At 65.4% G+C, this 12,780-nt stretch carries 10 protein-coding genes; 7 read left to right on the plus strand and 3 right to left on the minus strand.

Translation table 11 applies throughout. The features are described from left to right. Positions 1–102 precede the first annotated feature (102 nt). Positions 103–354 (minus strand): helix-turn-helix transcriptional regulator, encoded by a 252-nt coding sequence (locus DFR31_RS11010; protein WP_121442733.1) that lies wholly within the window; start codon positions 352–354, stop codon positions 103–105. 195 nt (positions 355–549) lie between these two features. Here DFR31_RS11010 and DFR31_RS11015 point away from each other — a divergent pair, with 195 nt between their 5' ends. Next, positions 550–1,548 carry a recombination-associated protein RdgC gene (locus tag DFR31_RS11015; protein WP_121442734.1) on the plus strand — a complete coding sequence of 333 codons (999 nt, stop codon included), beginning with the start codon at positions 550–552 and terminating at the stop codon, positions 1,546–1,548. A 16-nt stretch (positions 1,549–1,564) separates the two neighbouring features. Here the strand turns inward: DFR31_RS11015 and DFR31_RS11020 are convergent, their stop codons facing one another. Continuing rightward, positions 1,565–2,179: an arylesterase gene (locus DFR31_RS11020; RefSeq protein WP_121442735.1), complete on the minus strand. Its 615-nt coding sequence runs from the start codon at positions 2,177–2,179 to the stop codon at positions 1,565–1,567. 16 nt (positions 2,180–2,195) lie between these two features. Between DFR31_RS11020 and DFR31_RS11025 the strand changes: the two genes are divergently transcribed. The 3 genes from DFR31_RS11025 (at position 2,196) to DFR31_RS11035 (ending at position 7,276) form a co-directional block, all read left to right on the plus strand. Next, positions 2,196–2,909, plus strand: a complete 714-nt coding sequence (locus DFR31_RS11025) for an ABC transporter ATP-binding protein (RefSeq protein WP_425452562.1) — start codon at positions 2,196–2,198, stop codon at positions 2,907–2,909. Next, the gene (locus tag DFR31_RS11030; protein WP_121442736.1) at positions 2,906–5,386 is read left to right on the plus strand and encodes an ABC transporter permease; all 2,481 of its coding nucleotides are present in this window, start codon (positions 2,906–2,908) and stop codon (positions 5,384–5,386) included. Before DFR31_RS11025 ends, DFR31_RS11030 begins: the two co-directional genes overlap by 4 nt. A gap of 681 nt (positions 5,387–6,067) precedes the next feature. Next, the gene (locus DFR31_RS11035; protein ID WP_121442737.1) at positions 6,068–7,276 is read left to right on the plus strand and encodes a hypothetical protein; all 1,209 of its coding nucleotides are present in this window, start codon (positions 6,068–6,070) and stop codon (positions 7,274–7,276) included. A gap of 78 nt (positions 7,277–7,354) precedes the next feature. Here DFR31_RS11035 and DFR31_RS11040 read toward each other — a convergent pair whose 3' ends face one another. Further along, positions 7,355–8,089, minus strand: a complete 735-nt coding sequence (locus DFR31_RS11040; protein WP_170153671.1) for an outer membrane protein assembly factor BamD — start codon at positions 8,087–8,089, stop codon at positions 7,355–7,357. Between the two features lie 140 nt (positions 8,090–8,229). Here DFR31_RS11040 and gspC point away from each other — a divergent pair, with 140 nt between their 5' ends. Genes gspC through gspE form a run of 3 tightly spaced genes read left to right on the plus strand, consistent with a single transcriptional unit; the run spans position 8,230 to position 12,747 of the window. After that, a complete protein-coding gene (gene gspC / locus DFR31_RS11045; protein WP_121442739.1) occupies positions 8,230–9,189 on the plus strand; it encodes a type II secretion system protein GspC in 960 nt (319 codons plus the stop codon). After that, positions 9,186–11,204 (plus strand): type II secretion system secretin GspD, encoded by a 2,019-nt coding sequence (gene gspD, locus DFR31_RS11050; RefSeq protein ID WP_121442740.1) that lies wholly within the window; start codon positions 9,186–9,188, stop codon positions 11,202–11,204. Before gspC ends, gspD begins: the two co-directional genes overlap by 4 nt. A 13-nt stretch (positions 11,205–11,217) precedes the next feature. Then, the gene (gspE, locus tag DFR31_RS11055) at positions 11,218–12,747 is read left to right on the plus strand and encodes a type II secretion system ATPase GspE (RefSeq protein WP_121442741.1); all 1,530 of its coding nucleotides are present in this window, start codon (positions 11,218–11,220) and stop codon (positions 12,745–12,747) included. The last annotated feature ends 33 nt before the right edge of the window (positions 12,748–12,780 follow it).

Genomic DNA, 12,780 nt, shown 5'->3' on the forward strand with positions numbered 1-12,780 from the left:
AAGTGTTGCCTGCAATGTGCGTAGCCGATTGGCGAGCGCGTGCTTGACGCTTTCGTGGATACAGGAGAACGGATAGCGGGATATGGCGCGGCTGCCTCGGCATCAGAACAGTGCCTCGATATCGGTGGCGTCACCCTTGGTGCGGGTGGCGACCTGCAGTTCCAGATCGAGCGCGGCCAGAATGGCGAGCAGGGTTTCCAGTTTGACGGCCGGGTTGCCGTTCTCTACCAGAGAGATCGTCTCTTGCCGATAGCCGGCCCGCTCTCCCAGGGCTTGCTGGGTGAGGTGTTGTTTCCTGCGGGCCCGGCGGATGAGATTGCCGAGTTGTTTGGGGGTGCGGGCGAGGACGTTCATGCGTTGATTATGCGCTAAACGCGATAAGCCGGCAATATAGGATTTGGCGCATAAGTGATTTTTATGTGCTACCCATCATAAAGTGCCTGTCTCGCAGTCACGCCCCGTCCGCTTGCGATTGCCACCGTTGCCGGTTGTCCCGCAGATGCCTGGCTCGCATAATGTCCCGCTTTCCAGTCGCAGCGGATGCACGCCATGTGGTTCAAGAACCTCACCCTGTACAAGCTCCAATCTCCCCTGCGCGAGACCGCCGAGGGTCTGCAAGAGGCGCTGGCCGCCTTTGCCTGGGAGCCCGCCGCCCGCTTTGAGATGCAGCGGGTGGGGTGGGTGCCGCCCATGGGCCAGCCCGATGCGCCGTTGACTCACTCGGTGGGCAACTTCCACCTGCTCTGCCTGCACGAGGAGAGCAAGCTGCTGCCCGCCTCGGTCATTCGCGATGCGCTGGATGAGAAGGTCGGTGAGATCGAGCACAAAGAGAGCCGCAAGGTGCGCCGGCGCGAGAAGGATCAACTCAAGGAGGAGGTGATCCTCGATCTGCTGCCGCGTGCCTTCAGCCGCCACCGGCGCACCTGGGGCTACATCGACGCCCGTGACGGCTGGCTGGTGGTGGATACCGCGAGCGCCCGGGCCGCCGAGGACTTCGTCGAGCACCTGCGCGAAGCGCTGGGCACCCTGCCGGTAGCCCTGCCGGAGACGAAGGAGAGCCCGCAGGCGGTGATGACCCGCTGGCTGGCCGAGGACGACATCCCCGGCGATATCGAGCTGGGCGAGGAGGCGGTGCTGGAGGACCCGCGCGCCGAGGGCTGCGAGGTGCGGGTCAAGCGCCAGGACCTGGTGGCCGAGGAGATGCGCGCCCACATCCAGGCCGGCAAGCGTGTGCGCACCCTGGCACTGACCTGGGGCGAGCGCCTCTCCTGCGTGCTGGACGCCAGCCTGGTGGTCAAACGCCTGAAGTTCCTGGACATGGTCCAGGAACAGGCCGCCGAAGAGGAGGCTGAGACCCCCGAAGAGCGTCTGGACGTGGACTTCTCCCTGATGAGCCTGGAGCTGCAGCGCTTCTACCCGCGCTTGATGGAACTGTTCGGCGGTGAGCGGCAGGGGCCGGCGGAAGAGGACCCCCGTCCGTCCGCGGAGGAGCAGACTGCCAAGGCGGATGATGACGGCATCACCGGCAGCGCCACGCCCCGCCTCTGATCCCGCCCCGGTCTGGTCAGAGTAGCGGCGCCAACTCCGGCCAGACCAGCTCCAGCATCTTCGGCTGCGCTTCGGCGTTGGGGTGGATGCGGTCGTCCTGCATCAGGCCGCCCTCGGTGGCGATGCCCTCCAGCAGGAAGGGCACCAGCGGGATGCCGTAGTCGTCGGCCAGTTCGTGGAACAGCGCCTCGAAGCGTTCGTTGTAGGCTGGCCCGTAGTTGGGCGGCAGGCGGATGCCCACCAGCAGAACCTCCGCCCCCGCCGACTGTCCCATTTCAATGATGGCGGACAGGTTGCGCCGGGTCTCTGCCGGGGGCAGGGCGCGCAGCCCGTCATTACCGCCCAGTTGCACCACCAGCACCTCCGGGTCATGCGCCTCCAGCAGGTCGGCCAGCCGGTTCAGCCCCTGCCGGGTTGTATCGCCACTGGTGGCGGCATTGATAACCTTGTGCGGGTGGCCCTCGTCGGCCAGCCGGTCCTGCAACAGGGCCACCCAGCCGTCGCGCTCGCGCTCCAGGCCGTACGCCGCGCTCAGGCTGTCGCCCAGCACCGCGATGCGCGGGGCCTCGGCCGCCACCGTGGCGGTGACCGGGCCCAGCAACAGAACAATCAGCAGGAGACGCAGCAGCATGACGGTAACCTCCAGTATGGCCAGCGAAAGCACTGAGCCCGAAGCCGGTATCGCCACCCGTGCACCGGTCCTGCGCACCGAGGGGCTGACCATGCGCTTCTCCGGGCCGGACGGCGAGATCCGGCTGTTCGACGGGCTGGATCTTAGCATTACCCGAGGTGAGTCCGTGGCCATTCTCGGCGCCTCCGGCTCGGGCAAGTCCACACTCCTTGGACTGCTGGCGGGCCTGGATGTGCCCACCGGCGGACGCGTCTGGCTCGCTGATCAGGAGATCACCGCCCTGGACGAGGACCAGCGCGCCCGAGTGCGCGGGGAGCACCTGGGCTTCATCTTCCAGGCCTTCCACCTGCTGGGCGGGCTGAATGCGCTGGAGAACGTCATGCTGCCGCTGGAACTCGCCGGCGGCGCCCGTGCCCGGGCACGGGCCGGCGAGGCCCTGGCCCGGGTGGGCCTGGGCGGCCGGCTGCACCACTACCCGCGCCAGCTCTCCGGCGGCGAGCAGCAGCGGGTGGCCATTGCCCGCGCGCTGGTCACCGAGCCCAGCCTGCTGATGGGGGACGAGCCCACCGGCAACCTGGACCGCCGCACCGGCGAGCAGGTGGCCGATCTGCTGTTCCGGATCAATCGCGAGCAGGGCACCACCCTGGTGCTGGTGACGCACGACCCGGCCCTGGGCGAGCGCTGCGACCGCGTGCTGAACCTGGCCGACGGCCGGCTGGAGGGGGTATGAGCGCCTGGCGGCAGGCCCTGCGCCTGCTCTGGCGGGATGGGCGCGCCGGCGAACTGCGCCTGCTGCTGGCGGCGGTGATTATCGCCGTGGCCGCCGTTTCCGGGGTGGCCTGGCTGGCCGACCGCGTCTCCCAGGCCACCGACGTGCGCGCCGCCGAACTGCTGGGCGGCGACCGGGTGGTGCGCAGCAACGACCCCATCCCGGAGGACTGGGTGGACCAGGCCCGCGACTACGGCCTGCAAACGGTGCGCAGTGCTGAGTTCCCCAGCGTGGTGGTGGCCGGCGAGTACACCCAGCTCGTCTCCCTGAAGGCGGTGGAGTCCGGCTACCCTCTGCGCGGCAGCCTGCAACTGCGCGACGAGCCGGAGGGGCCGCTCAGCGCTGTGCAGCAACCGCCGGAGCCGGGCGCGGCCTGGATCGCGCCGCGGCTGCTGCCGCTGTTGGAGATGGATGTGGGCGACACCCTGGAGGTGGGCGCCCGGGCGCTGGACACCGAGCGGCTGATCGCCCTGGAGCCGGATCGCGGTGGCGGCTTTTTCAACCTGGCCCCGCGGGTGCTGATCCACTGGGACGACCTGGAGGGCACCGGCCTGGTCCAGGAGGGCAGCCGCATTCGTTATCGCCTGATGCTCGCCGGCGAGCCCGCCGACCTCGCCCGCTACGAGGCCTGGCTCACCGACCACGCCCCGGAGGCGGAACTGCAGGCGCCGGGGGAGGGCGACCCGGCCCTCAGTTCGGTCATGGAGCAGGCCCAGCGCTTCCTCGGCCTGGCGGCGCTGCTCACGGTGGTGGTGGCCGGCGTGGCCATCCTGCTCACCGCCCGGCACTACGCCAGCCGCCAGATTGATCGCATCGCCATCATGCGCTGCCTCGGCGCCACCCAGCGCCAGGTCACCGCCATCCTCACCTGGAAGCTGCTCTGGCTGGGGCTGCTGGCCGGGCTGATTGGCACCGCGCTCGGTTACGGGCTGCATCTGGGCATGGTCGCCCTGCTGGCCGATTACCTGCCGGACGACCTGGCCGGCGCCGGACCGCTGCCGGCGCTCACCGGTACCCTCGTGGCGCTGTCCGCGCTGCTCGGTTTCGCCCTGCCCAGCCTTCTGCGGCTGCGCGACGTGCCGCCGCTGCGGGTGCTGCGTCGGGACGCCGGTAGCGGCGTGCTGCGGGGCTGGCTGCCCTATCCGGTGGCGCTGGCCGTCATCTTTGGGCTGATGTGGTGGCAGGGGGGTGACCTGCGCCTGGCCGCGGCCGTCTTCGGTGCCGTGATGGCCGGGCTGGCCGCCCTGGGGGCGATCGCCGCCGCCGTGGTCTATGGCCTGCGCCGCACCCGGCGGGCCCGCATCACCACCCTGTCCGGCCTGGTGCGCCGGCCGGCCACCGCCACCCTGCAGATCGTCGCGGTAGGGCTGGGGCTCACGGCCCTGCTGCTGCTCTCGGTGGTGCGCGAGGACCTGCTGGCCACCTGGGAGCGGGGCGTGGATCCGGAGGCGCCCAACTACTTCCTGATCAACGTCCAGCCGGACGAGGTGGACGAGTTGGAGCGGTTCCTCGCAGACCGAGCGGGTGTCAGTGCCGAACTCTACCCGATGATCCGCGGCCGCTTGGTGGGCATGAACGGCGAGGCGCTGGACCCGGAAGATTACGCTGAGCCGCGTACCCGCCGGCTGGTGGCCCGCGAGTTCAACCTTTCGCATACGGACAACCTGCCCGACGACAACCGGGTGATCCGCGGGCGCTGGTTCGATGAGCGTCAGGCCGACCGACCCCAGTGGTCGGTGGAGGAGGACATCGCCCAGCGGATTGGCGTGGATGTGGGCGATACGCTCACCTACCGCATCAGTGGGCGCGAGGTCACCGGGGAGGTGACCAGCATTCGCCGGGTGCAGTGGGACAGCTTTAACGCCAACTTCTTCGTCATCGGCAACCCCGGGTTGCTGGCGGACGCGCCCACCACCTACATCACCAGCTTCCACCTGCCGGAGGGCGAGGCCCGGGTCATTGCCGACCTGGTGCGCCAGTTCCCCAGCGTCACCCCGGTGGACCTGGGGGCCATCCTGGAAGCGGTGCGCGACATTATCCGTCAGGGCTCACGGGTGGTGGAGCTGATGGCCACCCTCACCCTGGTGGCCGGGGTGCTGGTGCTGCTGGCCGCGCTGCAGATCACCGGTGACCAGCGCCGATTCGAGACCGCCCTCATGCGCTCGCTGGGGGCCAGCCGGGCGCACATCCGGCGCATGGCGCGGCGCGAGTTCCTGCTGCTGGGCGCGCTGAGTGGCGGCCTGGCCGGGGTGGCGGCCGGTTTGGCCGGCTGGGGCGCGGCCGGGCCGCTGTTCGATCTGGACTACCAGTTCAACCCCTGGCTGCCAGCGCTGGGTGTGGCGGGTGGGGCGGTGCTGGTGTGGGCTGCCGGGGCACTGGCCACGCGAGACCATTACCGGCAATCGCCGATGACGTTGTTGCGGGATCCGGACGATTAGTGGGCCACCTGGCGCGAGACTCCGCGCCGGCGTTGGACGAGGTGTTGCGCCCGGCTCAAGCCGTCAACGACAACTTGGTCTCTGGCAGTGCCGGGGGTGTGTTGGAGCGACCGAATCCGGGAACTACGGCCTTGAGGGCGCGGACACTTCCAGCAAGTAGAGGATCCTGACCGGTTTAACGGACTCTTGTTCCATGCGCTGCGTCGGATGGGCAAGGCGGGGTTGAACGACTGCTGCAGGGGCTGAGGTGGCCCCGGTGCCATGGGCGGCAGCACTCGTCAAAAAGGGGAGAGGTCAGGCGCACACTGAAACATGCCTGTTTAATTAATTACTTTAATCCAAACAGTCTGCTTCTTTTGATTCCTGGATATCAATTGACACTGTCAATTGTGATCTGCTCGACAGGCTAGGGAGAAGCGGCTAGGCTAAAGTTTATAAAAAATCATTAATACATCGTGGGTAAAGTCTGATGCTTGGGGCACTAGACGCTACTCTCCACGTGTTTTTCCAGAAGTGCACAATAACGCTAGGGGTGCCCGGGAAACAGGGCTAAGGGCGATGTTGGGCAGTCTGCCTGGCATCGCCTGGAGCGCACCCGTATAGGGCTGATGGGATCAGCCGCGTGGTGCGAGATGGAGCTGCTGACCGTTCGGCAGCATTTTTTGGTTAGGAGGGAAGCGAATGACTTCGAACGTGAATTTGTGGGGCCGTCACCTGGGCCGTCTTTTGGTTGCAGGCGCCGTGGTGCCGCTGATTGTTGCTGGTTGTAACTCCAGCAGTAGCAGTAGCAGCGGCAACGGTGGCGATACCGACCGGGACGTTCAGCAGGTCCAGTTGACTCAGGAAGAGGCAGATACCGCAGCAGCGGCAGGGTCTATCGATGCGGTGGATGAGGTTGACACCCTTATTGAAGCCGCGATGGAGCAGGCAGAACCGGAGGGCGGGTTTGATCTCGCGGGCGGGGCCGTTGCGAGTGGTGCTTCCGAAATTGAGGAAAAGCTGACCCGGGAATCTGGTGGAGCCATCGCCGCCGGCTCAAATGGCTGGGGATCGCATCAATGTGGTGAGGGCGGCACTATCAACGTTGACCGTGACGTGGACTTTCTGGATGTCCAGGCGGATCAATGCCGGGATGTTGAGGAACAAGACGAATTCATGTACTTCCGTTTGGAGACTCTGGTCGACGGTCAGTTGACGGTGGACGAGTCGTGGGCATCTGAGTCCCCGGATTACGCGAATGTAACCAGCTTCGACGCCAATGATTGGCTCACGGAAATCGCAATGGAGTCTGGGGATGCCGAGCCGCTAACATCCGTCATGCGCATGAACGGTGGGATTACCCATGAATACAACGAGAACAATAACGTCGAGGACGATTTCCTCACTCAGATGACCCAGGACTTCTCGCAAGACATCACCATGGAGTGCGGCAGTACCTACTTCGATATGGAGTATGCGGTCGCTGGGGGCAATGGTCTGAGGGTTGAGGCTACGCCAGTCTCTGGGGCTGACAAGTTTGACTTGAGTATCAACGGCGGGCTCGTTATGAGTTTTGCCAGTAACGCCTCCGGTAGTGGTCAAGGCTTTCAACAGGAATTGACTTGGGAGACGAAGGAGGACCTGCGGTACAGCACGGATGCCTATGAAGATGGCGAGTTCCCGGAGACGGGTACGCTTGCGGTTTCCGGCGAGGTCGGGGGCCAGGCTGTTGACCTGATGCTTACCTACGGCAACGGAGAGGTATGCGTTGAAGGGGCCACTGGGCCGCTCGATGCAGGAGACGGCTGCTTCACTCAGGCAGACTTGGATGACATGGACGAGGACGACGATGCCGAGGAGTTCATCGACTTTGATGAGTCAGCCTTTGCTGAGTGCACGCCATCTCCGTAAAGCGCATCTTTTAGTACTTTGTTAGTCATCTGTATGGATAGTGCCCGGAGGAGGTTTTCCCTCTCCGGGCATTGTCTTCTAAGGTGAGGCGGCTTGGTGGTCGGGGTGGTGAAGGTGCAGGATCTGCTTGGCCTGGTCCGCTGCCTCGTCGTCGCCCTTCTCTCGCAGTGCGCTCACCTGTAGTGCCATTGCATCGGCAGCACTGGTAGCCCTCGGGTAGTGTTCTCCTACGTACCGGGCGCGATCGAGCGCTTCTTCATAATTGCCAGCCGCGAGTTGTTCTTCTGCTAATGCCAGTTCATGTCGGGCCACCGACTCCCTCAGCCGGCTCATTGCCTCGAGCGCTTTCTCCGCGAACTCACTCTCTGCGTCATGCTCTGCCACATCGCGATAGGCGCCGAACGCCTGCCTTGCCAGTTGCTGGTCCCCGGGGCCGTCGTCCTGGCTCGCCTCCCATTCATGTTCCTTCGCCATGGCCCGGACATACAGGGCGTAAGGGACAGCCGGATGATCGGCCTGCTGCTCGGCCAGTCGGCCGGAAACGGCGCGGGCCTCCGTCATGTCCCCAGCCTGGTAGGCAATCCAGGCCAATTCCGCCTTGGCCTGGCCGGCATGCCCCGAACCCGGGTGGGCCTCCAACAGCCCATTAAATTTCGCCTTCGCTTCCCCGCGCTCGCCGGACTCGAGCGCCTCGACTCCCGCTCTGTACAAATCGGCAGCAGAGGCGGTGCTCCGCTCCGGACCGGATGTGCTGGCACAACCGGCCAGTGCCGTTGCAAGCGTGGTGTAGAGCAGCAAAGAGCGTGCGCGCATCAGGGACTCCAATCCAACTTTCTGGCGAAGGCTGCAATGGTAAATCATCGGTCTGCCCGTAGCGATTCCCACCAGGGACGAATGGCTTCAATGGGTGGGGTGACTGCGGTATCCTGCCGCAAGACTATCGGGGGCCCGGAATGCCTAAAACAATAGCCAGTCTGCGGCGTGCCGACCTAGGACGTCTCGGCAACCGCCTGCTGCAATCCCGTTGGCTTCGAAGAGCGTTAGCGCTGGTGCTGGTGATACTGCTGGCGCAAGGGGGAGCCCAGTTGACCTGGTGGTCGCTGGGCTACAGCCCGGCCGACCAGATACCGGCCGCAGCCATCGATGCAAATACCCCAGCCGGGCCTGAAAGCGCAGGTCGGGCCAGTGAGGCCCGTCAGGGCCTGGGGCATGTCGCATCGATGAGTTTGCTCGGTGAGGCGACAGAAGAAGACGCCGATCAGGCTGTAATTGCCGATGACCTGCCTGAGACACGACTCAACCTTCAACTCCAGGGGGTCGTGTCCAGAGGGGGGCAGGGGGCGGGTGCCGCGCTGATTGCCTCGGGCGGCAGCGTAGCGGTCTACCGGGTATCGCAGGAGGTGCCCGGTGGTGCAGAACTCGTCCAGGTGCAGGCGGATCGTGTCATCCTGCGCCGAGACGGCCAGCATGAAGCTCTGAAGTTGCCGCGCTCCCTGGCCGAAGTTCAGACCGCCGAGGTGTTTGCACAACCGGACAGCAATGGTCGCCAGGCCAGCGCGTCGGCTACCGAGCGCACGCCCCCTTCAGCTGCCAGGATCGATGCGCAGGAACTGGCCTCGCTGCGTGACACACTCGCGGACAACCCGGAGCAGTTGTGGGAAATGGTCAACGTCAGGCCGGTGATGGAGCAGGGCCAACTCCAGGGCTACCGACTGCAGCCACGCGAGCACCAGGCCCTGTTCCGAGAGGCCGGGCTTCGGGATGACGACGTAGTGACCGCAGTGAACGGCGTGCCGCTGGATAACCCGGCCCGTATGGGCGAATTGTTGGAGGGCTTGGGGACAACCAGCCGGCTCGATCTGGATGTGCGCCGCGACGGGCGCACCGAAACGATTGTTGTGGAGTTTGAATGAGACGACTCAGGTGGCCGACTTGGGGCCGGCAATGGCCGTGCGTGCTTCTGCTGGGCCTGGTGTTCGGGTTTGGCATCCAGGCCCACGCCAACGAGGACGAAGGCATTACGCTCAACTTTCAGGATGCGGACCTGAAAGAGGTCGTGGCGCTGGTATCCCAGGAGACGGGGGTGAACTTCATCGTCGACCCCCGGGTACGAGGGGACCTCACCATCGTCTCGCAGACCCCCGTCGATTCGGACGGGCTTTACCAGGTGTTCCTATCCGCCCTGAAGATTCACGGCTTCGCCACGGTACCCACGCCAGAGGGGGTGCGCATCATCCCCCACGCCCGCGCCCGTCAGGACAGTGTGCCCAGTGGCGATGAGGCTACCCGTGGGCTCGGCGAGCAGGTCGTTACCCGCGCCATCGCGGTCGAGCATGTCCAGGCCAATGAAATGGTGCCAGTTCTGCGTCCCCTGGTGCCGCAGGATGGCCACCTGGCGGCCTATGCCGGCTCCAACACGCTGATCGTGTCCGATACCGCGGCCAACGTGGACCGGATCGAGGCCATCGTTGACCGCGTGGACCGGGACACCAGCGGTGGTTTCGACGTGATCCACTTGGAGCATGCCTCGGCCGGTGAGGTGGCCCGGATGGTTCAGGAACTGGAAGAAGAGGAGCGTGCCGGGCGCCGCTTGCGGGTGGTGCCGGATGAGCGGGCTAACGCGGTGATGATTAGCGGCGATGAGCACCGGCGGCTCACCGCACGTGCGTTGATCAGTCAATTGGACTCGGAAATGGCCGGGGCGGGTACCGCGCAAGTCGTCTACCTGCGTTTTGCCTCCGCGGAGCAGCTAGTACCCGTTTTAGAGGGAATTGGTGAAAGCCTGCTCGACTCCGGCGGGGGCGAAGAAGGGGCAGGCCAGGGACTGGATATTCGGGCGCATGAGAGTACCAATGCCATCGTGATGAATGGCCCTACCGATGTGCTCCGGTCATTGCGCTCCGTGGTGGATCAATTGGATATCCGTCGCGCCCAGGTGCTGGTAGAAGCCGTGATTGCCGAGGTATCGCAGGATCGCATCGAAGAGCTGGGCGTGCAGTGGGGTGTATTGTCCGGGGACAGCGGGGTAGGGCTGGTGAACTTCGGCGGGGCAGCCAGTGGTGGCGGTGGTTTGCTCGACGCCATTCGCACCGGTGCCGCGGTGGACTCAGGCGAGCTCGGCGATATCAATCTGGGTGACGGCGCGTCAATCGGCGCCGGTGATTTCAGCGGTTCCACCAAGGTCGGCGCCCTGATTCGTGCCTTGTCCGGCGACTCGGCCAGCAACATTCTCTCCACCCCCTCGCTGATGACCATGGACAACGAGGAGGCCGAGATTGTCGTGGGTCAGAATGTGCCCTTCATCACTGGGCGGGCCATCGAGGACTCGGGTCAGGCCTTCAGCAGCATCCAGCGGCAGGATGTCGGTGTGCAGTTGCGTATCCGCCCCCAGATCAACGAGGGCGACACGCTGAAGCTGGATATCGAGCAAGAGGTCTCCAGTATCGGGGGGCGGGTGGAAGATGCCGCCGACCTGATCACCGATATGCGGAGCGTGCGCACCAGTGTCATGGTCGAGAACGGTCAGCTCGTGGTGTTGGGCGGTCTCATCGACGACCAACTGCGCACCCGGACCCAGAGCGTGCCCCTGCTGGGCAACCTCCCCGGCCTGGGCCGGCTCTTCCGCTACGATCGCAGCGAGAGCGAGAAGCGCAACCTGATGGTCTTCCTGCGTCCCGTCATCATTCGCAATGCAGAGGCGCAGGAGCGCGCCACCGCCGACCCCTATAACCGTATGCGCGCCATTCAGCAGCGTTTCCGGGATGATGGCGTACCGCTCCTGCCGGATGAGCTCTCCCCGGTGTTGGCGGAATCGGAACAGCTCATGTCACTGCCGCCGGCCTACGATGACCGCCCGGACAGTTCCTCCGGTACGGGCCCCGGGCGGGACACCTTGCAGCCTCCCTCCCGTCGCGGCTTTTTGGACTGAGTGTTCGGTGGCCATGAGCAGCGTCGAAGAGCAGTTGCAGGCCCTGGAGAGCGAGGATGCCCCGGTTGGTAGGGAGGTCGGTGGTGTCTCCTTCAATTGGGCGCGTCGGCATGGTGCCGTACCACTGGAATGGACGGAGAACGCGGCAGATGTCGCCTGCCGGTCAGATGTAAGCCCGCAGGCCCTTGCCGAGCTGCGGCGGCAGCTTGGACGTCCGCTGAACGTTGAATCAGTAGACGACGAGACCTTCGACCAGTACCTGCAGGAGACCTACCAGCACAGCGCCGGTGAGGCCGCCCAGATGATGGCGGGCCTGGGTGACGACCTGGATCTGCACAGTGTCGCCCAGCAGCTGGCCGAGCCGGAAGACCTGATGGAGAGCGAGGATGACGCCCCCATCATCCGGCTGATCAACGCGCTGCTCACCGAGGCGATCAAGGAAGACGCCTCGGATATCCACATCGAGACCTTCGAGCACCGCATGACCGTACGCTTCCGGGTGGACGGTGTGCTGCGCGAGGTGCTGCAACCACCGGTAGGGCTGGCGCCACTGCTGACCTCGCGCATCAAGGTAATGGCCGAACTGGATATCGCCGAGAAGCGCCTGCCCCAGGACGGCCGCATCTCCCTGCGCGTGGCGGGCCGCGCCGTGGACGTCCGGGTCTCCACATTGCCTGCGGGGCAGGGTGAGCGCGTCGTGCTGCGTCTTCTGGACAAACGGGCCGGCCGGCTGGACCTCTCCCACCTGGGTATGGACCCGGACAGCCTGTCCGCCATGAATGCGCTGGTGAACAAGCCCCACGGCATCCTGCTGGTCACCGGGCCCACCGGTTCCGGCAAGACCACCACCCTGTATGCTGCGCTGAGCCGCATCAATGACCGTCAGCGCAACATCATGACGGTGGAAGACCCGATCGAGTACTACCTGGACGGTGTCAGCCAAACGCAGGTCAACACCAAGGTGGACATGACCTTCGCGCGTGGCCTGCGGGCGATCCTGCGCCAGGACCCGGACGTGGTCATGATCGGTGAGATCCGCGACCTGGAGACCGCGCAGATCGCCGTCCAGGCCAGTCTGACCGGGCACCTGGTGCTTTCCACGCTGCATACCAACACCGCCATCGGGGCGGTGACCCGCCTGCGCGATATGGGGGTGGAGCCCTACCTGCTGGCCTCCAGCCTGCTGGGGATGATGGCACAGCGCTTGGTTCGTCTGCTCTGCCCGGAGTGCCGCAAGGCCTACAGCGCGGACCACAGCGAATGCGAGCTGCTGGGGCTGGATGCCAATGCACCGCCCACCCTGCATGCGCCCGTCGGCTGCGATGCCTGTCACCATACCGGCTACCAGGGCCGTACCGGCATCTACGAGCTCATTCCCCTGGACGAGACCCTGCGCAGCATGATCCACGACGGTGCCGGCGAGCAGCAGATGGAGCGGCACGCCCGCACCCGCTCGCCCAGTATCCGCGCCGACGGCGTGCGCCGTATCCTGGCCGGCGAGACCTCCATCGAAGAAGTGCTCAGGGTCACCCGGGAAGAGTAAATGCCTCAGTCGATAGCCTGGAACCAATTGCGA

It is taken from the genome of Alkalispirillum mobile (assembly GCF_003664325.1).
In the GTDB taxonomy this organism is placed as follows: Bacteria; Pseudomonadota; Gammaproteobacteria; order Nitrococcales; family Halorhodospiraceae; genus Alkalilimnicola; species Alkalilimnicola mobilis.